The following is a 20,668-nucleotide window of genomic DNA, read 5'->3' as shown; positions in this document are numbered from 1 at the left end:
CTATTGACACTAGCATCATAATTGCGATGGTGCTAGCCAAGTTAGTTTCATCAAGGGTCCCCTACCGATCGTTATTCGCCCCAGCGAGAGAGGCATCGTCTTCCGCTGAGCGCGCGCCGCGGGCCGGGCCACGATGTGGCGGAGGCGGCGCGGTTTCGCCGGGGCGCAGGGTGGCAGGCTCACCAAGGTGGACGACATGTGGCATCTGGTGGTGATCGGTGGCGGGCCCGCGGGGTCGGCCGCGGCCCTGCGCGCGAAGCGGCTCCGGCCGGACGCGCGGGTGCTCCTGCTCGACAGGGACGACTTCCCCCGCGACAAGGCCTGCGGCGACGGCATCGCCGCGCACGGCCGCGACGAGCTGGCCCTGCTCGGCGTCCCCGATCTCATCGCCGACTACCGGCCGACCACGCGCCTTTCCGTGGTCTCCCCCGGCGGCGCGCGGGTGTCCGCGACCGCCGCGCGGCCCAACCACGTCGTCCCCCGCATGGTCTTCGACGCCCGGCTCGTCGAGGCCGCACGTGCCCGCGGTGTCGAGGTACGCCGCCATCGGGTCCGCTCGCTCGCCGCCGGGAACGGCCACGTGGTCGTCGACGGCGCGTTCACCGCTCGCGCCGTCGTCGCGGCCGACGGCGCCAACTCGACCGTACGGCGCCTCATCGGCGTCCCGGCCACCCCCGCCAAGCACACCGCGATCGCGGTGCGCGGCTACGCCGACGTGCCGCCCGACGACGAGGTGCAGCTCATCGCCATGCAGAAGGAGGGGTGGCCCGCGTACGCGTGGTCGTTCCCGATCGGCGACGGCACGGCCAACGTCGGCTTCGGGATGCTGCTGCCCCGGCTGCGGGCCACGGGACTGCCCGGCCGCGAGGTGCTCCACGGCCGGCTCGCGGAGCTGCTGCCGCACCTGCCCGCCCGCGACCTGCGCGCCCACCACCTGCCCCTGTCTCCCGGCCGGCCCAGGCTCGGCGCCGGCCGTGTGATGCTGGCCGGAGACGCCGCGAGCCTGATCAACCCGCTCACCGGCGAGGGCATCTACTACGCGCTGCTCTCGGGCCGGCTCGCCGGCGAGGCCGCCGTGCAGGCGAGCGCCGACCCGCTGACCGCCTACCGGCGCGGGATGCGAAAGGCCCTCGGACGGCATCTGCGCACCACCGACGTGCTCGCCCGCGCGGCCCAGTCCCCCGGCTTCATCGACGCCGCGATCGGCACCGCCGCCCGGCGCAAGGAGGTGTTCGACCTGCTCGTCGACGTGGGCCTGGGCGCCGGCACGGTGCCGCCCTCGCTCGCGTTCGCCGTGGTCCGCCGCTGGATCGTCAACACCGTCCGGCGAGACGGCGCGGCGACCGGGCACAGAGCGGCACAGTGACGTTCCCGTCCCTGGAACACCGGCGACACCGCGCCTCAGCGGCGTACTCTGCCCCCGATGGCGAGAAGTGCCCTGAGGGCGCGCCCGGCGTCCCCCTTCTGCGGGACGGGCGTCTCACCTGCCGGCGCCGGCGCCGGCGCGCACCGCCGCGGGCACGCCGGCCGGGGGGTCCACCGTGTACGAGTAGTACGTACGCGGCTCGACGACGGTGCCCGCCGTCTCCGGGGTGCCCGAGTTGACGTAGATGTTGTTGCGCTGCACCGCACGCCCCGGACCGCTGTCGGCGTAGCCGCTCGCGGAGAACAGCGGATGCGGGACGTTCTCGAAGTAGTTCCCCTCCACCACCACGCCCGCGTTCTCGGTCGAGGCCACGCCGTACAACTCGTTGCCCAGGAAGTAGTTGTTGAAGACGTGCACCGGCTCGCCGAACCGGACGCGGGGGTGACGCTGGCGGCTGTTGTCGAAGAAGTTGTGGTGGATGGTCACCTTGAGATGGCCGATGTCACTGGACGCCGCGCCGTCGGAGTGGCTGATCAACATGCTCTTGTCGCTGTGGTCGAAGTGGTTCCACGACACGGTGACGTAGTCCGCGCCGCGCACGATGTCGACCGAGCCGTCGATCGCGCCGGAGAAGGTGTTGTGATCGACCCAGATGTGGTGGGACTGCTGGCCGATGTTGACCGCGTCGTCCTCGGCCTCGGTGAACCGGAGGTTCCGCACGATGACGTTGTAAGACCGGTAGAAGTCCAGGCCGCCACCTGTGATGTGGCCGGAGGTGCCGACCCCTTCGATGGTCTTGTTCGGTCGCACCCCCTGCTTGCTGGTGATCGCGATGGTGCCGGCCACCCTGATGACCAGCGTCTCCTTGCTGTCGATGTACTCAAGGAACTGGTCGGCGCCGGTGGCCGTGACGGTCTGGCCTCCGGCGCCGCCGGTGGTGCCGTTCAGGCCCAGGGCGTTGACCGAGGCGAAGCCGATCGGGCCGGCCGCCAGAGCGGCCGGGGCGCCGGCAGCGGAGGTGGCCCGGGCGGGCGCACCGAGGCCGGGCAGCACGCCACCGAGCGTGGCGGCCGCGGTGCCGGCGAGGAACGCGCGTCGCCGCAGGGACCGGCCGGCGGAGGAGGTGTCGTGTGACATGGAGCCTGCCTTTCGTGCGGGAGGGACCGCCGCCCGGCGAGGCGGGGGCGGGCGGCGGCCAAGGGGCTAGATCTTCCCGACCCCGGCGCCGGCCTGGACGACCGACGGGACGGTGGCGGCGGCGTCGAGCGTGTAGGAGTAGTAGGTGCGCGGCTCGGCCACCGTGCCCGCCGTCTGGGGGGTACCGGAGCCGACGTAGAGGTTGCCGCGCTCGACCACCCGGCCAGGGCCGCTCTTGTCGTAGCCGACGTAGATCGGGTGGGCGACGTTCTGGAAGTAGTTGTTCTCGACGAGCACGCCGGCGTTCTCCGTCGAGGCGATGCCGTAGAGGGCGTTGTCGCGGTAGTAGTTGTTGAAGACGTGGACCGGCTCGGCGAAGCGCACGCGGGGATGGCGCTGGTCGGTGCCGTCGAAGAAGTTGTGGTGGTAGGTGACCCGCAGCTTGCCGATGTCGGCCGTGTAGTTGTCGGAGTGGCCGAGCAGGCTCGCCTTGCTGTGGTGGTGGAAGTGGTTCCACGAGACCGTGACGAAGTCGGACTCCCGCTTGATGTCGAGCAGCCCGTCGTAGCCGTCGGAGAGGTCGTTGTGGTCGATCCACACGTGGTGGGCCTTGTTGGTGACGCTGATCGAGTCGTCGGACGCCCCGGTGAACCGGATGTTCCTGATGATCACGTTGTTGCCCGGCCGGGTGGTCGAGCCCAGCTGGAGTCCGCCTCCGGTGATCTCGGCGGTCGATCCGACTCCGAGGATGCTCTTGTCGGCGACCACGGTGATCATGTCGTCGACCTGGATGCGGCCGGAGACCTGGATGATGTACGGCCCGGGCCGCCCGGCGTAGTCCTCAAGGGCGCTTCCCGTGGTGACGGTGACGGTGGTCCCTCCGGCCCCGCCGGTGGTGCCGTTCCGGCCCAGGGCGTTGACGGACGCGAAGCCGATCGGCGTGTTCTCGGCGGCCGCGACGGCCGCCCCGGCCGGAGCCGGAGCGGCGCGCACGGCCGAGGCGACGCCGCCGGGGGTGGCGAGCGCGGCGAGCAGCATCGCGGCGGCGACGGCCGCCCGGCGCCACGAACGGTGTGTGGTCATCATGGGCCTCAGATCTTCCCGACGCCCGCGCCCGCGGGCACGATGGTGGGCACGCTGGAGGCGGGATCCGCGGTGGAGGAGTAGTAGGTGCGTGGATCCGGCACCGTGCCGCGGGTCTCGATCGGATGGTTGCAGTCGACCAGGATGTTGTCGCGCTGGACTATGCGGCCCAGGTCACCGCTGAAGTCCACCCGGCCGGGGTTGTTGACGCTGTAGAAGTAGTTGCCCTCGACCAGGACCCCCGCGTTGTACGTCGAGGCGATCCCGTAGCTGTTGTCGCGGTAGTAGTTGTTGTACACGTGCACCAGGTTCGCGAAGCGGACGCGCGGATGGCGCTGGTCGGAGGCGTCGAAGTAGTTGTGGTGGTAGGTGACGCGCAACCGGCCGATGTCCTGCGGGCCTGCGTCCTCGTCGTGCGAGAGCAGCAGCGTCTTGTCGTGATCGTGGAACCTGTTCCAGGAGACGGTCACGAAGTCGGAGCCGCGCTTGATGTCCACCGCGCCGTCGTCGCCGTTGGACAGGTCGTTGTGGTCGATCCAGATGTGGTGGCTGAACATCTGAACGTTGATCATGTCGTCACTGGCTCCGGAGAACGAGATGTTCCGGATGATGATGTTGTGCACGGCGTTCGCCGGAGGCGCGGTGACGTCGTCGTCGACCGGAAGGCCGATGTTCAGGCCGCCGCCGGTCAGCGCGGCGCCGGAGCCGACCCCGATGATGGTCTTGTCCGAGGCGACGTCGTACATGCCGTCGTTGGAGCCGGTGGGCAGGGTGATCCTGCCGCTGACCCGGATGGTGTAGGGGCCGGGCCGGGCGATGTGGTCGAGGAACTGCGCGGTCGTGGTGACGGTGACGGTGGGGCCTCCCGCTCCGCCTGTGGTGCCGTTCTGGCCCAGGGCGTTGACGGTGGCGAACCCGATCATGGCGTCCACCGGGTCGGCCGCCCGTGCTCCCGCCTCGGCGGCGTGGAGGCCGGAGCCGCCCAGGAGGGTGATCAGTGCGATCGCGGCCGCGGCCGGCGCGGCGGACCAGGCGCGCCTGAGGGAGGGCGCGGCCGACGGAGGAGGGTCGGGGATCGAGGTGGGGGTGCTTCTCGCGAACATGGGTCATTCCGTTTTCTGCGCGTGTCCGTGCACGCGTGACGGCTGTACCGGACGGCGGCATGCGGCACGGAACACAGGGCGGTCGGAGGGAGGCGGCACGACGCTCGCGACACGTTATGCCGCCGCCTTTTCCAGCAGACGGGGCTTCTTTCGAAAGCGCTTTCCTAAATCGATGAACGTAAGTTAACAATCAGCCGGTGTCAACTGTCAGGAACGCTGAAAGAGCGCCCCGGCGAAGCGGCCGCGCATGTGGTGACCAGGCGGTGACCTCGCAAAGTATGCGGGCCAGGAGGGCGGCACCAGGGGGGACGTGCGCGAGTGCGGCGGCGGCCGCGGACGCCCGGTGATCGGCGCGTATCGGGGAAGAGTCCCGGCCGGGCGTTCACATTTGTGGACCGTTCGCATTCATGGACGGTTTCACATCTGTGGACGTTCTCGGTTATGGACGACTTCACTCCCCTCCACGGTTTCCCGCGTTCACAGTTATGGATGCATTCATATTGATGGACGCTTTCACGTATGTGGACGTTCGTCGTGGCGGATTACCCGGAGACGCGAACAGGGGGCGAGGCCGAGCCTCGCCCCCTGTCCTCGGGATGCGCTCAGAGGCGGACGATCCGGATGGCGTCGGCGATGACGTAGCCGGTGCCGGAGGTCCACCGGCTCACCGCGACGACGTTGTAGTCGCCGGCGTTGAGGGAGAAGGAACCGATGCCACGCCAGCCGCCACCGCCGGAGCGCTGGTCGACGTACACGGTCTGGTTACCTCCCGAGGTGGCGACGATGTACGGCGCGGAGCTGTTGTACCCGGGGTCGGCTGGATACCAGACCTCGACGCGGTAGCTGCCCGCGCTGGGGATGGTCGCCCGGTACCAGGCCGGGTCGCTGGCCGCCACCGGCGTGGCGAACCGGTAGTCGGCGCCGTGACGCTGCGCGGAGTAGGTGGAGGTGCCCCAGTTCGCGCCGGCGGTGAACTTCCCCGCCGTGGCGTTGTCGACGGTGACGGACCAGGGGGTGCCGCCGCCTCCGGTCACGTACTGCATGTACTTGTTCCAGTCCCAGTGCGGGCCCGGGTCGGTGTGCGTCGCGCCGGGCACCTCGACGTGCCCGATGATGTGGGCGCGATCCTTGGGGATCCCGTACCTGTCACAGATCGAGCGGGTCAGCGCGGCCGAGGAGCGGTACATCGCGTCGGTGAACCAGGAGGGGTCGCTGACGAAACCCTCGTGCTCGATCCCGATGGACCTGGTGTTGTAGGACCAGTTTCCGGCGTGCCAGGCGACGTCCTTGTTCCGGACCATCTGGGTGACGGCGCCGTCGGAGGACCTGACGACGTAGTGCGCCGAGACGGCGGCGCTGGGGTTCTGGAACCAGGAGATGGTGCCCGCGTAGGAGCCCTGGGTCACGTGGATGACGACGCGGTCGATCGCGTAGCTCGTCGGGCGGCTGGACACGGTGTAGTTGCTGGAGCTCGCGGCCACCCAGCTCGCGTCGGGGTAGTCGGGGCTGGCGGCCTGGGCGTTGAGATCCAGCGTCCGGGCGTAGGCGCCCCGGTCGGCGGTGACCTCCTGCGGGGCGACCGCGATCCCGGCCGCCCGCACGCCTCGGCCGAGCAGCTCGTACACCGTGTCGGCGTACAGACGGGCGACCTCGGGTGTGGAGGCGTTGCCGTACCTGGCCACGGCCGAGTACCACCGGCCAAGGTCCTTTCTGCCCGGCTCGTCCAGCCCCGCCTCGTCGGCGTACGACCGCAGGACGGCCGCGCCGCCGAGCACGTTGGCCGCGGTGTCGGAGCGCAGTTCCGCGGCCGGCCGCTTGATGAGCTCGGCCGCCCGTTCCAGGGTGTGGGTGGTGCGGTTGCTGACCAGGTGCATGACACCGTAGCCGCCGCTGGCGCTGGGCTTGCCGTCGTGGCCGTCCAGGTGGGTCTCGGAGTAGGCGAGTGCGACGAGCAGATCGCGCGGCACGTCCTGGGCGGTCGCGGCGTCGGCGAACGCGGTCTCCAGGGGGTCGGCCGGCGCGGCGGTCGCCGGGCCGCCGGCCAGGACGAGGAGGGCGGTGAGAGCGCATGTGGCGATGGCCGCTAATCGGGACCGGAGGGCTGTCATGAGTGCTCCTTGCTCGGGGGGTGCTCTGAGCTGCACAGTAAGAGCACTTCATGACAAATGTCGATAATTGACATTACTCTGATGTTGGACGAAACTTTTCGTCTCATGTGCCGGTGAAAGGGGATCGCCTCGCGCTTCCGGCCACCGCCGGGAACCGGGCCGCGCATGCTCGAGACCGCGGGCCGCCACGCCCTCATGACGTCGATTGGAACGGTCCCGATAATCGCCGGAAAGCCGCGTCGCGACGGGCGGACATTCGCCCGGTGAATTCCCCTGAAGACTATTGCACTTCTTCACGGTGGCACTGAAACTTTCCTTCTGTGACCACGAATCCCGCATGGCGGCCCGCGACGACAGGCCGCCGGCTCGTCGCCCTCGGCACCATCGCCGCGATGGCCATCGGCCTCGCCCTCGCCGCGCCGCCCGCCGTGGGCGCGGTCGACCGCCTCGCCGCCTGCGCCGTCGACCCGGCCACCCCCAAGCGGCAGCTTCGCGCCCTGTGGATCGCCGGCGTGGCCAACATCGACTGGCCGAGCCGGACCGGCCTGAGCGCGCAGGCGCAGCAGGACGAGTTCCGCGCCTGGCTGGACCTCGCGGTACAGAGGAAGATGAACGCCGTCGTGGTGCAGGTCAGGCCGACGGCCGACGCGTTCTGGCCCTCGCCCTACGAGCCGTGGTCGCAGTGGCTCACCGGAACACAGGGGGCGAACCCGGGCTACGACCCGCTCGCCTTCATGGTCCGCGAGGCGCATGCCCGTGACATCCAGCTCCACGCGTGGTTCAACCCGTACCGCGTGGCCACCAACGACGATCCCGGCCTGCTGGTGCCGAGCCACCCGGCCCGGCGCAATCCCGGCTGGCGGTTCGCCTATGGGGGGAAGCTCTACTACAACCCCGGCATTCCCGCGGTCCGCGACTTCATCGAAGACGCCATCATGGACGCGGTCACCCGTTACGACATCGACGGCGTGCACCTCGACGACTACTTCTATCCGTATCCGGTCGCCGGTGAGACCATTCCGGACGCGGCCACCTACGCGCAGTACGGCGCCGGTTTCGACAACGTCCACGACTGGCGGCGCGACAACGTCAACCTGCTGATCCAGGAAATGGATCAGCGAATCCACGCGGCCAAGCCCTGGGTCGATTTCGGCGTCAGCCCGTTCGGCATCTGGCGCAACGCCGCCACCGACCCGCTCGGCTCGCGCACCTCCGGCCTGCAGTCGTACGACGCCATCTACGCCGACAGCCGGCTGTGGGTGAAGCGGGGCTGGGTCGACTACATCACGCCGCAGATCTACTGGCACATCGGATTCCCCGTGGCCGACTACACAGTGCTGACCGCCTGGTGGTCCGACGTGGTGCGGAACACCGGCGTGCGGCTGTTCGTCGGGCAGGCCGCCTACCGGGCCGGAGCGGCCGGCCAGGACCCGGCATGGCAGCGGCCCGAGGAGCTCACCGAACACCTCCACTACGGCCGGCAGCACCCCGAGGTGCTCGGCGACGTGTACTTCAGCGCCAAGGACGTCAGGGCCGACCGGATCGGGGCCATCACCCGGCTGGTGGGCGACCACTACTCCAGGCCCGCGCTGGCGCCCGTCCACGGCACCGCCACCGCGCCGCCCGCTCCCTCGATCACCTCCGCCACCCGCGTGTCCGGCGGGGTCGCGCTCTCCTGGCGGCCTGGCGGCTCCAGCGGCCCGGTGTCGTACGCGGTGTACCGCGTCGACGGCGCTCCGGCCATGGACCCGTGCCTGTTCGCCGACGCCCGCAACCTGATCAAGACGACCCGCGAAACGTCGTTCACCGACACCACCGCCGACCCCACGCGCGCCTACACCTACTACGTGAGCGCCCTGGAACGGCTGCGCAACGAGGGCGAGCCCAGCGCGGGCAGGGCCGTCACCGGCACCGGCGCGTTCAGCGTCGTGGTCGACAACGGCGGCACGGGCTTCACCGCCGGCCCGAACTGGGGTACGTCGAACTACTCCTCGCAGCTCTACGGGGCCGACTACCGGTTCGCCGAGCCTGTCGCGGCCAGCGACCCGGCGTGGTTCCGGTCCACCATCCCCTCGGCCGGCAGCTACCGCATCGAGGTCTGGTACCCGGCGAACGCCGGCTACAACGGCTCGACGCCGTTCATCGTGGCGACCGGCGGCGGCAGCCGGACCGTCACCGTCGACCAGCGCGTCAACGGCGGCCAGTGGCGCGACCTCGGCACCTTCACCCTCTCCCCCGGCACCTACAACCTTGTCGGCGTGAGCCGCTGGACCTCCGCCCCCGGGTACGTCATCGCCGACGCGATCCGGGTGACCCGGCTGTAGCCGGGGGCGTCCGTCCTTGCGTTCTCCGAGGTTATAGACGGGTTACCCGTGGGTACGATCATGTCAATAAGACGTGCTCGGCCCCCCAGGTCGTCGGCCAGGAGTACCCCCATACCGGTGCGAGCCGCTCGATCGAGCGCCGTCGGGGCGGTGTCGGCCTGGACGATCCGCCTCGAGACCGAACCGACCGGAAGGAGGGGGCGAGATGGCTGGGAGGCGGAGGAAGCACGGCCGCCGGTGCGGGGACCGGGAACGGCGCGAGTGGGTACGGCTGGCAGTCGAGATCACGCTGACCGTATGGCGCACGGCGCTCGCGATCTGGAGCTCCGTGCACGGATGAACCACGGGACACGGGCCGCGGGACCACGCGGCGACGGGGCGTCTCAGCGCGTCACGAGGGCGACCAGCCAGGCGTCGTGATCGGTGCGGCGCAGATCGATCTTCCGGGTGAAGTCGAAGGCGAAGTCGTTCGTCGCCATGACGTGCTGGACGTCGCCGTCACCCTTGCGGAACCAGCCCGGAGGGACGCAGGCCTGCGCGTCCGGCCATCCGCGGAACCTCAGGTTCAGGTCCCCGCCCATCACGCTCGGCTTGGTGGCCCCCTGGGAGGACCAGAGGCCGGGCACGATCCCGCTCATGAGGTACCGGCACTGGTTGGCCGCGATGCTCCCGCTTGAGCTGGCCAGGTGGGTGGTGCAGCCGTAGGAGTTGCCGACGGCGTAGGCGCACAGCCACGCCCGCTTCTCGCTGGAACCCGTGTCCTGCGTGGGCGAACCCTCGTGGGAGTCGGGATAGACGTCGCCGAAGACGCGGACCTCCTCGTACAGCGGGGCGGGCACGTGCCCGAGGATCCCGATGCCGTACTCGTCGCCGTTGGCGCAGAGGTAGGGGGCGTTCCTGCCGCGGTCGTAGGCGGGCATGAATCCCGAGTACACCCAGTCGCCCGGCCAGATCTCCCGCATCGTGGCGAAGAGCGTCTCCATGACGTCGGCCTCGCAGATCTCGTTCAGCGTGACCAGGTCGGGCCACTGCGCCCTGATGACTCCGGCCGCCTCGCCGACCGCCTGGCCGTTGTTGTACCTCGTGTAACAGCTCGCGATGCCGCTGTTGCAGAGGTTGAGCTGCAACTCCCAGAAGTTCGTGCCGGTCGGCAGCGTCGCCGCCGACCGGCGCGGGCCCGGCGCGCCGGGCTCCGCGGGGGGAGCGACCCGCGTCCGCGAGCACGCCGCCGGCGTACCGCCATCGCAGGTGACCGCCGCCGGCGTGGGATCCTCGGCCTGAGCCGCGGCCGGCGGCATGAGCAGCGCCAGCATGACGCCCACGAGGGCTCCCCCGAGAAGGCGGCCTCCCGCCGGGCGCCCGATCCGTGCCGCATGAGGTGACCGGAACCGCTCTGGCATGTGCTCCCCCGTCCCCGAACGCGCGGACGTGCGACGACCGCTGACGGCCGGCCGGCCGGATGGGGGAACGCAGGGGACCCGCCGCCGGTGGCCCATCACCGTCCCGGCGAGGCGCCGATCTTCCCCTCCCAATCTGTGATCGGCATCGGGAGCTGTCAAGGCCCAATCGCCCGTACCCGTACGAATTAGGACACGGCGGGATCAGCCGGTGCCGAGACCTTGATGGGCGCGGGGGCGGGGTCGAGCAGGCCGTCGTCCGGACCCGTGTCCTTGTCGGCGGGCAGGGTGATCAGGAAACGGGTGCCGCCGGTGTGAGCGATGTCCAGCTCGATGCGCCCGCCGTGGTAGGCGACGATCTTGCGGCACAGGGCCAGCCCGATCCCGGTTCCCTCGTACTGGTCGCGGTTGTGCAGCCGCTGGAAGATGAGGAAGATCTTGTCGGCGAAGCGGGGCTCGATGCCGATGCCGTTGTCGGTCACGCTGATCCGCCACTCGGCGCCCACGCGCTGGGCCTGGATGCACACCACGGGCGCCCGGTCGGGGTGGCGGAACTTCAGCGCGTTGCTGATGAGGTTCTGGCAGAGCATCACCAGCTGGGTGCGGTCACCGATGATCGTCGGCAGCTCGCCCACCTCGACCCGGCCACCGGAGTCCTCCAACCTGGCGGCCAGGTTGCGCAGGGCCAGGTCCACGGCGTCGTTGAGGTCGAAGGGCACGGACTCGGCGTTGGTCCTGCCGATCCTGGAGAAGGTGAGCAGCTCGTTGATGAGCACCTGCATCCGCTTGGCGCCGTCGACGGCGAAGTCGATGTACTGCTTGGCCCGATCGTCGAGCTGATCGGCGTAACGCTGCTCCAGCATCTGGGTGAAGCTGGCGACCTTGCGCAGCGGTTCCTGCAGGTCGTGGCTGGCCACGTAGGCGAACTGCTCCAGCTCGCTGTTGGAGCGCTTCAGCTCCCGCGTCTGGCGGGTGAGCAGCTCACGGGACTGGCGGGTCTCCTCCAGTTCGGTGACGATGCGCAGCCGCATCGCCTCCATGTCCTGCGCCAGGGCCGCGACGTCCGCGGGACCCCCGGTGTCGACGTGGTGGCCGAAGTCGCCCGCGGTCACCCTGCGCGAGGCCGCCGCCAGCCGTTCGAGCGGCCGGAACACCACAAGCCGCAACAGCACGGCCAGGGTGATGATGGTGAGCAGGAAGACGGCGACGATGGTCATGAAGCTGAAGTCCCTGACCGCCCGCGCCGACAGCAGATCGGCGCGCGCCTCGTTACGGGCCCGCGACCATGCCGTTTCCTGGACGGTCAGCGCGGCCCGCAGCATATCGAAGGACTGCCTGCTCGCCTCGGTCTCCGAGGTGGGAACGCTGTCGGGGCCATCCCGGCGGACCCGTTCGATCATCGGCTCGGCGTGCCGCAACCGCCACTGGGCGCTCAGCCGCTCCACTTGCCCGAGCTCACGCAGCGGCGGTGCCCCGGCGGCCAGTCGCTGGATGCGCGCGGCGGCCTGCTTCTCGGTCGCCTGCCCGCGCCGGTAGGGGTTGAGGAACTCGTCCTTCCCGCTGAGCAGGAAGCCTCGCACGCCGGTCTCCTGGTCGACCAGAGCCGTCTGGATGCGCTCGGCCTCGAGCCTGGAAGGGGAGATGACATCGGCCAGCCGGTTGGAGGCCTGCGTCGTCCGCCGCAGGACCACCGAACCCACCACGGTCGACAAGCTCAGCACGATGACCATCACAGCGAGCACCAGGCTGAACCACGCCTGAGCGCTCCATCGTCCACTCATGCCCGCACCACACCAACCTCGACGACGACAAACCTAGCGGAATCGTAGCGAGACAAACGGTGACCGCATGGCATACGGCGACCCGGAATGCTCCGGCCTCGTGAAGCCGCGTTCGACGCCTCCCGTGGAGACCCTATGCGCATCTCCGTGCGGGGGTCGCCCTGCCGGCGCCGGCCCCGCATCGCCGGCGTGCTCCTTCACCAGGGCGGCGACCGTGGCGGATGGTCCCCGGCCCGCGTCGCCCAGTTGAAGGACGGACCGGTCCCGTCGGTGACGGTAAATCATGGTACGGGCGTCATCTGGATGCAAGAACCGAATTGTATCGAGCAAATAACGCTTCACATCCTACGAAGTCCTCCCAGCTGAATGGACACCAGGCTTCATCTCGGCCGAGTCTCATCCCATCATTTCGCCGAGGCGCTGGCTCGACAAAGAACTCATATCCCCATTTAACATCACAAATCGTACGAACAGGCAGCCGTATCTCTAGGTCTTGACACCTTGTACATCCGATGTAACCATCGCAAAAAATTGCATCTCTATGAAAATAGATTCGAGTAACTCGAATGCAAGGTGGCAGGAAATCATCCAGCGTCGGCAAGGCGTTCGAGCTCATCCAAGCGGTCTCCGAGACGGGCAGGTCAGGGATCACGCTGAGCGAGCTCGCCCGCCACGCCGGCATCGCCGTCAGCACGGCCCACCGGTACCTCACCACGCTGCTCGAACTGGGCGTGCTCGACCGGGACGCCGCCGGTTCGTACCACCTCGGCGTGACCCTCGTCGCGCTCGCCGGGCAGTACCTGGAGGAGGACGGCCTGCGGGCGGCGGCGCGCCCGTACCTGGTGGAGCTGGTCGAGCTCAGCGGCGAGACGGTCCACCTGGGGATCCCCGCCGGCAACCAGATCGTCTACATCGACAAGGTCGAGAGCGCCAAGTCGGTGCGGCTGGTCTCCCGGATCGGCAGCCGCGTACCCCTGCACTGCACGGCGATGGGCAAGGCCGTGCTCGCCCTGCTGGACCGGCGGCGCGCCGAGGAGATCGTGGCCTGCCCGCTCGACCGCCGCACCCCGCGCACCCTCACCGGCCTCGCCCTGATGGACGAGCTCGACCTCATACGTGAGCGCGGCTTCTCGATCGACGACGAGGAGAACGAGGAAGGCGTGCGCTGCGTCGGCCTGCCGATCATGAACGCCTCGGGCCAGCCGGTCGCGGCGTTCAGCGTGTCGGCTCCGGCCAACCGGTTCAGCGTGGAGGACTGCCATCGCCTCGCGCCGTCCGCGCTCGCGATGGCGGCGGAGATCAGCCGCCGGATCGGCTACGCGGCGGCCCGGAACGGGACGTCCGGGACGGGAAGGCGAGCCGCCCCGGCCACCGCAGAGGCCAGGGACCCCTGACCTCGGCGAGGAAAGCGCCAGCCGTGCCCCGACCGAGAAGCCGATCCACCCGAGGAGTGCAACGGATGTCCACCCCCATTTCGCCATCTGGTCACGTCATCGTCGTCCGCAACCCCGGCACCGGCGAGCCTCTCGGAGAAGTGGAGGCCATGAGCGCGCGGGACGTGGCCGCGGTGGTCGACGCCGCGCGGGAGGGTCAGCGGGCCATGGCCGCCATGCCCGCTCACCAGCGGGCCGGCCTGCTGCGCCGGGTGGCCGACCTGGTGGAGCAGGAGGCGGAGGGGCTCGCCGTCCTGCTCGCCGGGGAGAACGGCAAGCCCCTGCCGCAGACCCGCGGCGAGATCGAGGCCGCGATCCGCATCTTCCGTGGCTACGCCGGCGAGGCCACACGGCTGTTCGGCCGGCAGATCCCGCTGGACGCCGTGCCCGGGCTGGAGCGGAACCTCGCCGTGACGATGCGCGAGCCGCTCGGCGTCGTCGCTGCGCTGGTCCCCTTCAACTACCCGGTCGAGCTGTACGCCCACAAGGCGGCCGCGGCCCTGGCCGCCGGCAACGCCGTCGTCGTGCAGCCTCCCGCTCGCTGCCCGCTGTCCCTGGTGCGGGTCGCCGAGCTGGTCGATCGCGCGGGCGCGCCCGCCCACGCGCACCAGCTGGTCACCGGCGGGGTGGAGGTCTCCACGGCGCTGGCCGAGTCGCCGGGGATCGCCGCGGTGAGCCTCACCGGCAGCACGGCGGCCGGCCGGGAGATCGCCCGCCGCGGCGCGGGCACCCTGAAGAAGGTGCTGCTGGAGCTCGGCGGGAACGACGCGCTGATCGTGTGCGACGACGCCGACGCCGAGGCCGCCGCCCAGGCGGTGGTGCTCGGCCGCCTGGCACGGGGCAACGGGCAGATCTGCTGCGCGGTCAAACGGGTCTACGTCCAGGACGGGATCCACGACGCCTTCGTGGAGTCGCTGCTCGGCCAGACCGCCAAGCTCACCGTGGGCGACCAGCTGCTGGAGTCGACCGACGTGGGCCCGCTGATCAGCGAGGAGGCCGCGGAGCGGGTCGAGGCGGCCGTCGGCAGGCTGGTCGAGGACGGGGCCCGGCTCGTCGCCGGGGGCGGCAGGCGCGCGGCGTTCGTCGATCCCGCCGTGCTGGTGGACGTGCCGGTCAGCAGCGCGGCGTTCGCCGAGGAGATCTTCGGCCCGGTCGCGCCCGTGGCGCGCTTCACCGACCCGCTGGACGCGGTGCGGATGGCCAACGAGTCCCCGTACGGCCTGCACGCCGCGGTCTTCACGCGGGACGTCTCCCGCGCGTTCACCATCGCCAGGCGGCTCGACGTCGGCGCCGTGATGATCAACGGCTCGACGGCCTTACGCGCCGAGAACCTGCCTTTCGGCGGCACCAAGGACACCGGGGGCCATCGTGAGGGCCTGCACGAGACGGTCCTGGACCTCACCCGGGAGAAGACCATCGTGCTGATGGAGGCCTTCGGATGATCCTGGAACTCCGGGGCGTGCGCAAGGACTACGGCGGCGTGCCGGTGCTTCACGGGGTGGACCTCGCGGGCCGCGGCGGCGAGGTGCTCGCCGTGGTCGGCGCCAACGGGGCCGGCAAGTCCACCTTGATCAAGATCCTGGCCGGCGCGCAGCCCATGAGCCAGGGCGAAATGCGGATCGACGGGGAGCGCGTGGAGCTCCGCTCACCCCACGACGCCCACGCCCGGGGCATCAGGACCGTCTACCAGGAACTGACGCTCGTCCCCCAGCTGTCGGTCACCGAGAACCTGCTCATGGGCAACTTCCCCCGGCGGCGCGGCGGGCTGATCGACTGGCCCGCGGCGCACGCCCGCGCCCGGGAACTGCTGGACGCCGCCGGGTTCGGCGCGATCGACCCGCGCACCGTGGCCGGCCACCTCTCGGTGGCCCGGCAGCAGATGGTGGAGATCGCCAAGGCGCTGGTGGACGAGCCCCGCGTCCTCGTGCTGGACGAGCCGTCCGCGGTACTGGCCGGCACCGACCTGCGGGCCCTGTTCGCGCTGATCCGGCGGTTACGGGACCGGGGCGTCCTGGTCGTCTACGTCTCCCACCGGCTCGCCGAGGTGCTGGAGATCGCCACCTCGATCGTGGTCGTCAAGGACGGCCTGGTGATCGGGACCACCACCCCGGCGCACACCAGCGAGGGCGAGCTGATCGGTCTCATGGCCGGCCGCCGCCTGGAGCAGATCTACCCCGACCGGCGTGCGGAGCGAGGCGAGGCGGCGCTCAGCGTGTCGCGGCTCGGCCGTGCCGGGAAGTTCGACGACGTCTCGTTCACGCTGCACGCCGGGGAGATCGTAGGACTGTTCGGCCTGGTCGGCTCGGGCCGCAGCGAGCTCGCCCGGTGCGTCTTCGGCGCCGAGCCCGCGACCTCCGGCGAGGTGCGCATCGCACGTGCCCCCGAGGCCTCCGGCCAGGTGCCCCTCGCACGTGCCCCCGCGGCTTCGGGCCACGTACGTTTCCGCACGCCGGGCGAGGCCATCGCGGCGGGGCTGGCGCTGGTCACCGAGGACCGCAAGGGGAGCGGCCTGGTGCTCGGAATGAGCGTCTCCGACAACATCGGCCTCGCGACGCTGCGCGCCACCACGCGCGGCCCGCTGATCGACACCGGGCGCCGCCGCCGGAAGGTCGCGGAGATGATCGACCGGCTGGACATCCAGCCGCCCGGATGCGCCTCCATGGCGGCGGCCCATCTCAGCGGCGGCAACCAGCAGAAGGCCGTCCTGGCCAAGTGGCTGCTCACCGGGCCCCGCGTGCTGATCCTGGACGAGCCGACGCGCGGGGTCGACATGGCCACCAGGGTCGCGATCTACCGGATGATCGACGGCCTCACGCGCGAAGGTCTCGCCGTCCTGCTCATCTCCTCCGACCTCACCGAGGTCCTGGGCGCCACCGACCGGGTGCTCGTGATGAACCAGGGACGGATCACCGGTGAGGCGCGCTCGGACTCGGCGACCGAGGACCAGATCCTCGCCTACGCGATCGGAAGGGCCGCATGACAGGTCAGCTCGCCGAGGCCGCACCGGCCGCCACGGCAGGCAGGAGGTTTCCCCGGCTCGTCGTCGGCGGGCGGGACCTCACAGTGCAGGCCGCCTTCGTCACGCTCATCGTGCTGCTGGCGGCGACGGCGGCGCTCACCTCCGACACGTTCCTGAGCCAGGCCAACCTCACCAACCTGCTCAAGCAGATGGTCACCACGGGCCTGCTCGCCTTCGGCATGCTCGTGGTCATCCTCACCGGCGGCATCGACCTGTCGGTGGGATCGGTGGTGGCCTTCTCCGGCATCGTCACCGCGGGCCTGGTACCGGGGATCCCGATCCCGCTGGCCATGGCGGTGGGCGTCGCGTCGGGCATCGGCTTCGGGATGGTCAACGGCACGCTGGTCGCCCGCTTCGGGCTGGCGCCGTTCGTGGTGACGCTGGCCGCGCTGACCACCATCCGGGGGCTGGCGTTCGTGTACTCCGAGGTGCCCATCGCCCCCGACGATCCGGCGTTCTTCGCCCTCGGCTCGGCCATGGCGGGCCCGCTCCCGGTGAGCACCCTGATCATGCTCACCGTGTTCCTGGCCGGGGGGATCTTCCTGACCCGGACCCCCGCGGGCCGGTCGATCGTCGCCATCGGCGGCAACGCCGAGACCGTACGGCTCGCCGGCATCGACGTGCGCAGGCACGTGATCCTCGCCTACACCATCAGCGGCGCCTGCGCCGGTCTGGCGGGGGTCATCCTGGCCAGCCGGGTCGGCATCGCCCAGCCGAGCGTGGGGGTGGCGTTCGAGCTGGACGCGATCGCCGCGTGCGTGATCGGCGGCGCCAGCCTCGCGGGAGGGCGGGGCTCCACGCGGGCCACCTTCGGCGGGGTGCTGGTGCTGGTCCTCATCAACAACCTGCTCAACCTCTACGGCGTGCAGAGCTTCTGGCAGCAGGTGCTCAAAGGGTTGATCATCATCGCCGTGATCCTCGTCCAGCGCACCAACCGGGTGCGTCCCTGACACCTCACATCCCAGGAGGTCCCCCGCCAATGAACGCCAAGAGGTTGTGCGGCGTGCTGGTCACCGGCGTCCTCGCCGCCGGCCTGACCGCCTGCTCTTCCGGTACCGACAAGCCCGCCGCGCCCACCGGCAAGGCCGGTTACACCATCGGCGTCGCCAACTTCATGCTGAGCGGCCCCTACTTCAGCGGCATGGACAAGGCCATCGCCGCCCAGGCCAAGAAGCAGGGCAACGTCCAGATCATCAGCACCGACGCCAACGGTGACGCGGCCAAGCTCGCCTCCAACGTCGAGGACCTGCTCACCAAGAACGTGGACGCCGTCATCATCTCCGGCGGCCCGCTGGAGTCGGCGCCCGCGGCCCTGAACGCCATCAAGGCCGCCGGCAAACCGGTCGTCCTGGTCGACCGCAAGTTCCAGACCGGCGAGTACACCAGCTGGATCGGCCCGGACAACGAGGCGATCGGCAAGCAGGACGGCGAGTTCCTGGCCGAGAAGCTGCCCGACGGCGGGAAGGTGGCCATCATCAAGGGCGGACCGGCCGACAACAGCATCGGCCTGGCCCGCACCAACGGCGTCAAGTCGGTGTTGCGGGGCAAGCCGTCCATCACGCTCGTCGAGGCCCCCGACTTCGGCAACTGGGGATCGGACGGCGGGCTGGCGGTGATGGAGAGCCTGCTCGCGAAGAACTCCGACCTCAAGGCCGTCTTCTGCGAGAACGACGCGATGTGCCTGGGCGCCCAGCGCGCCATCGCGGACGCCGGCAAGTCCAAGCAGATCATCATCGCGGGCGTGGACGGGCAGGCCGAGGCGCTCAAGGCGATCCTCGACGGCACCAACTACGCCGTCACCGGCCTGAACGACGCGGACATCATCGGCAGCCGCGGCCTCGACAGGGCGGTGGAGATCCTCAAGGGCTCCACGGTGGAGAAGGACACGGTGGTCCCCTCCCCCAGAGTCACCAAGGAGAACGCGGCGAAGTACTACGACCCCAAAGGCGCCTTCTGAGGCATCCAGGGACCGACGCCCTGGTCAGGTGGCGGGCGGCGACGCCACCTGACCGCCACGCGGACGCCCCCGCGTCACGCGTTCACGCCCCCTACCGGAGGACACCGACCATGCGACAGACCGTCAGACGAGTCATGCGCGGGGCGGCCATCGCCGCGGCCACCTCGAGCCTGGTGATCACAGGCTCGATCACCACGGGCGCCACGGCCGAGAGCCCCGCGGCCGGGAAGGCGGCGGCCGACGACCCGGCCCGCCCCGGCTGGACCCTGCTCTACAACGAGGACTTCTCGGCGCCGCTCACCGGAGCGGGCGCCCCGTGGGTCAAGGAGAACTACACCAACCCCTTCGACACGATCACCGACGACGCCGGCCAGTGGTACAGGAACGACTACGGACCGGCGTGGACCACCGCCTTCAACTCGTTCTCCACCTACCGCAAGGAGTTCAAGGTCGGTAAGGACGGCTGGCTGACGGCCTCGCTCTCGGCCCGCGACTTCAACAAGGACGGCGTGATCGAGGCCCCGCCGTCGATCACCACCCAGGCGCTCGGCGGCGAGCACGTCGCCGTACTCAACGTGCCGGAGTCCACCGGTGGCGCGATCTTCCGGCCCACGAGCAAGCTGCCCGAGCGGTACCGCATCGAGTACAAGCTCAAGACCCTGGACTTCGGCGGCAAGCGCAACGGCACCATCGAGTACGGCGGGCGGATCAACGGCTACAGCACGCAGGGCTGCAAGACGCAACATCCGTGGGGTGAGGGGTCCAGGTCACCCGGCTGGACCGGGGACGCGTCGGTGCCCTACTGCCAGTGGCAGGACGTGCGGCAGGGGGCCTACGGCTACAACGGCTACCACTTCCTGTCGATCGTCGACTTCGCCGACCCGGCGCCCCGCAACAACCACTTCTGGCACTACCACCGCAAGGTGCTGATGGACGCCTTCTCCCAGCATCCCGACAGGGTGGGCGGCGGCACCGGCGGGCGCGTCTGCGACTCCGCCACGAACCAGTACTACAACTACCGCGACAGCAGCTTCAACACCGTGAACATGTGGATCAGCGGCATGCCCAACTGGACCCCGGGGCCCGGCGGCCTGCCCGGCAACTCCCAGTGGTTCATGACGAGCTGCTCCGGCGGCCTCGCCGAGCAGCAGCTCTCGTCGGCCGCCGAGCTCCAGCCCGAGCTCATGCCCAACCAGTCCTACACCTTCGCGATCGAACGCGACGCCACCGGCTATACGCTGGAGGCCAGCGGGAACTTCGCCCGCGCGGGGCAGAGGACGCTGCGCTTCCACCGCCCCTTCGTCGTCGGCAACGACCCGATCTGGCACTACAACGTGAAGGCGTCGGAGTACGACGGCCGGTTCAACGGCAACCTCGTGCAGAACGACGCGCACGGCAGCGCGACCTGGCCGAACCAGTGGCCGTCGAACTCGGCCTACCCCGACTACTTCGTGATCGGCGACCTGTACACCAACGTCTACGAGGGCAGCGCGAGCCTGACGGACATCCGCCTCTACGTGCCCGGCCAGACCGGCGCGAACCTCGCGCTCAACAAGCCCGCGACCGCGGACGGCCAGTGCGCGGCGAGCGAGGCGCCGGCCAAGGCCGTCAACGGCAGCTGGACCGGCGGCGGGGCGGACAAGTGGTGCTCCCTCGGCGCGAACAAGTGGCTGCGCGTGGACCTGCAGTCGCCCGCGACGTTGCGGCGCTTCGTCGTACGCCACTCCGGCGCGGGCGGCGAGAAGCCGGTATGGAACACCCGTGACTTCGACATCCAGGTCAGCGGCGACGGCACGACCTGGACCACGGTGGCCTCGCCTCGCGGCAACACCGCCGACGTCACCACGCACACCATCTCCCCCGTGACGGCCCGGTACGTGCGGGTGAACGTCCTGAATCCGACCGGCGACAGCGACAGGGCCGCCAGGATCTACGAGCTGGAGGCGTACGCTTCCTGAGC

The 20,668-nt window shown here is 70.1% G+C and carries 15 protein-coding genes; 9 read left to right on the top strand and 6 right to left on the bottom strand.

Annotated features, from left to right (window positions below):
- The first annotated feature begins 196 nt into the window (after positions 1 to 196).
- On the top strand, positions 197 to 1,366 hold the full coding sequence (locus ABD810_RS20875; protein WP_344942692.1) for an NAD(P)/FAD-dependent oxidoreductase: 1,170 nt from the start codon (positions 197 to 199) through the stop codon (positions 1,364 to 1,366).
- 114 nt (positions 1,367 to 1,480) lie between these two features.
- Here the strand turns inward: ABD810_RS20875 and ABD810_RS20870 are convergent, their stop codons facing one another.
- The 4 genes from ABD810_RS20870 to ABD810_RS20855 all read right to left on the bottom strand — a co-directional run bounded on the left by ABD810_RS20870 (position 1,481) and on the right by ABD810_RS20855 (position 6,797).
- Positions 1,481 to 2,503: a pectate lyase family protein gene (locus ABD810_RS20870; RefSeq protein WP_344942690.1), complete on the bottom strand. Its 1,023-nt coding sequence runs from the start codon at positions 2,501 to 2,503 to the stop codon at positions 1,481 to 1,483.
- 66 nt (positions 2,504 to 2,569) lie between these two features.
- Entirely contained in the window at positions 2,570 to 3,589 is a 1,020-nt protein-coding gene (locus ABD810_RS20865) for a pectate lyase family protein (RefSeq protein ID WP_344942688.1), read from the bottom strand.
- Between the two features lie 5 nt (positions 3,590 to 3,594).
- Positions 3,595 to 4,689: a pectate lyase family protein gene (locus ABD810_RS20860; protein ID WP_344942685.1), complete on the bottom strand. Its 1,095-nt coding sequence runs from the start codon at positions 4,687 to 4,689 to the stop codon at positions 3,595 to 3,597.
- Positions 4,690 to 5,291: 602 nt separating this feature from the next.
- The gene (locus tag ABD810_RS20855) at positions 5,292 to 6,797 is read right to left on the bottom strand and encodes a golvesin C-terminal-like domain-containing protein (protein ID WP_344942682.1); all 1,506 of its coding nucleotides are present in this window, start codon (positions 6,795 to 6,797) and stop codon (positions 5,292 to 5,294) included.
- 320 nt (positions 6,798 to 7,117) lie between these two features.
- Here ABD810_RS20855 and ABD810_RS20850 point away from each other — a divergent pair, with 320 nt between their 5' ends.
- The gene (locus ABD810_RS20850) at positions 7,118 to 9,121 is read left to right on the top strand and encodes a family 10 glycosylhydrolase (protein ID WP_425566926.1); all 2,004 of its coding nucleotides are present in this window, start codon (positions 7,118 to 7,120) and stop codon (positions 9,119 to 9,121) included.
- Between the two features lie 205 nt (positions 9,122 to 9,326).
- Positions 9,327 to 9,461: a hypothetical protein gene (locus ABD810_RS20845; RefSeq protein WP_344942679.1), complete on the top strand. Its 135-nt coding sequence runs from the start codon at positions 9,327 to 9,329 to the stop codon at positions 9,459 to 9,461.
- Positions 9,462 to 9,504: 43 nt separating this feature from the next.
- Here the strand turns inward: ABD810_RS20845 and ABD810_RS20840 are convergent, their stop codons facing one another.
- Both ABD810_RS20840 and ABD810_RS20835 read right to left on the bottom strand, forming a co-directional pair.
- On the bottom strand, positions 9,505 to 10,443 hold the full coding sequence (locus ABD810_RS20840; RefSeq protein WP_344942676.1) for a hypothetical protein: 939 nt from the start codon (positions 10,441 to 10,443) through the stop codon (positions 9,505 to 9,507).
- Between the two features lie 263 nt (positions 10,444 to 10,706).
- Complete coding sequence (locus ABD810_RS20835) at positions 10,707 to 12,299, bottom strand: sensor histidine kinase (RefSeq protein ID WP_344942673.1); 1,593 nt, start codon at positions 12,297 to 12,299, stop codon at positions 10,707 to 10,709.
- Between the two features lie 566 nt (positions 12,300 to 12,865).
- Here ABD810_RS20835 and ABD810_RS20830 point away from each other — a divergent pair.
- The 6 genes from ABD810_RS20830 to ABD810_RS20805 all read left to right on the top strand — a co-directional run bounded on the left by ABD810_RS20830 (position 12,866) and on the right by ABD810_RS20805 (position 20,666).
- Positions 12,866 to 13,693, top strand: a complete 828-nt coding sequence (locus tag ABD810_RS20830; RefSeq protein WP_344942670.1) for an IclR family transcriptional regulator — start codon at positions 12,866 to 12,868, stop codon at positions 13,691 to 13,693.
- Positions 13,694 to 13,758: 65 nt separating this feature from the next.
- A complete protein-coding gene (locus tag ABD810_RS20825) occupies positions 13,759 to 15,174 on the top strand; it encodes an aldehyde dehydrogenase family protein (RefSeq protein WP_344942667.1) in 1,416 nt (471 codons plus the stop codon).
- Positions 15,171 to 16,712, top strand: coding sequence for a sugar ABC transporter ATP-binding protein (locus ABD810_RS20820; protein ID WP_344942664.1), 1,542 nt, complete (start codon positions 15,171 to 15,173; stop codon positions 16,710 to 16,712). The genes ABD810_RS20825 and ABD810_RS20820 overlap by 4 nt, the downstream gene beginning before the upstream one ends.
- Positions 16,709 to 17,701 (top strand): ABC transporter permease, encoded by a 993-nt coding sequence (locus tag ABD810_RS20815; protein WP_344942661.1) that lies wholly within the window; start codon positions 16,709 to 16,711, stop codon positions 17,699 to 17,701. Before ABD810_RS20820 ends, ABD810_RS20815 begins: the two co-directional genes overlap by 4 nt.
- Before the next feature lie 29 nt (positions 17,702 to 17,730).
- Positions 17,731 to 18,708, top strand: coding sequence for a substrate-binding domain-containing protein (locus tag ABD810_RS20810; protein WP_344942658.1), 978 nt, complete (start codon positions 17,731 to 17,733; stop codon positions 18,706 to 18,708).
- Positions 18,709 to 18,818: 110 nt separating this feature from the next.
- The gene (locus tag ABD810_RS20805; RefSeq protein ID WP_344942655.1) at positions 18,819 to 20,666 is read left to right on the top strand and encodes a discoidin domain-containing protein; all 1,848 of its coding nucleotides are present in this window, start codon (positions 18,819 to 18,821) and stop codon (positions 20,664 to 20,666) included.
- Positions 20,667 to 20,668: the final 2 nt, after the last annotated feature.

Source organism: Sphaerisporangium flaviroseum (assembly GCF_039537005.1).
GTDB classification, from domain to species: Bacteria; Actinomycetota; Actinomycetes; order Streptosporangiales; family Streptosporangiaceae; genus Sphaerisporangium; species Sphaerisporangium flaviroseum.
This window is presented reverse-complemented; position numbering and strand designations above follow the sequence as displayed.

Excerpts from the sequence above, each read along its gene's own strand:
- ABD810_RS20815 (WP_344942661.1), top strand. The coding sequence starts at position 16,709 with ATGACAGGTCAGCTCGCCGAGGCCGCACCGGCCGCCACGGCAGGCAGG.
- ABD810_RS20875 (WP_344942692.1), top strand. The coding sequence starts at position 197 with ATGTGGCATCTGGTGGTGATCGGTGGCGGGCCCGCGGGGTCGGCCGCG.
- ABD810_RS20845 (WP_344942679.1), top strand. The coding sequence starts at position 9,327 with ATGGCTGGGAGGCGGAGGAAGCACGGCCGCCGGTGCGGGGACCGGGAA.
- ABD810_RS20830 (WP_344942670.1), top strand. The coding sequence starts at position 12,866 with ATGCAAGGTGGCAGGAAATCATCCAGCGTCGGCAAGGCGTTCGAGCTC.
- ABD810_RS20810 (WP_344942658.1), top strand. The coding sequence starts at position 17,731 with ATGAACGCCAAGAGGTTGTGCGGCGTGCTGGTCACCGGCGTCCTCGCC.
- ABD810_RS20825 (WP_344942667.1), top strand. The coding sequence starts at position 13,759 with ATGTCCACCCCCATTTCGCCATCTGGTCACGTCATCGTCGTCCGCAAC.
- ABD810_RS20805 (WP_344942655.1), top strand. The coding sequence starts at position 18,819 with ATGCGACAGACCGTCAGACGAGTCATGCGCGGGGCGGCCATCGCCGCG.
- ABD810_RS20870 (WP_344942690.1), bottom strand. The coding sequence starts at position 2,503 with ATGTCACACGACACCTCCTCCGCCGGCCGGTCCCTGCGGCGACGCGCG.
- ABD810_RS20860 (WP_344942685.1), bottom strand. The coding sequence starts at position 4,689 with ATGTTCGCGAGAAGCACCCCCACCTCGATCCCCGACCCTCCTCCGTCG.
- ABD810_RS20855 (WP_344942682.1), bottom strand. The coding sequence starts at position 6,797 with ATGACAGCCCTCCGGTCCCGATTAGCGGCCATCGCCACATGCGCTCTC.
- ABD810_RS20835 (WP_344942673.1), bottom strand. The coding sequence starts at position 12,299 with ATGAGTGGACGATGGAGCGCTCAGGCGTGGTTCAGCCTGGTGCTCGCT.
- ABD810_RS20865 (WP_344942688.1), bottom strand. The coding sequence starts at position 3,589 with ATGATGACCACACACCGTTCGTGGCGCCGGGCGGCCGTCGCCGCCGCG.
- ABD810_RS20820 (WP_344942664.1), top strand. The coding sequence starts at position 15,171 with ATGATCCTGGAACTCCGGGGCGTGCGCAAGGACTACGGCGGCGTGCCG.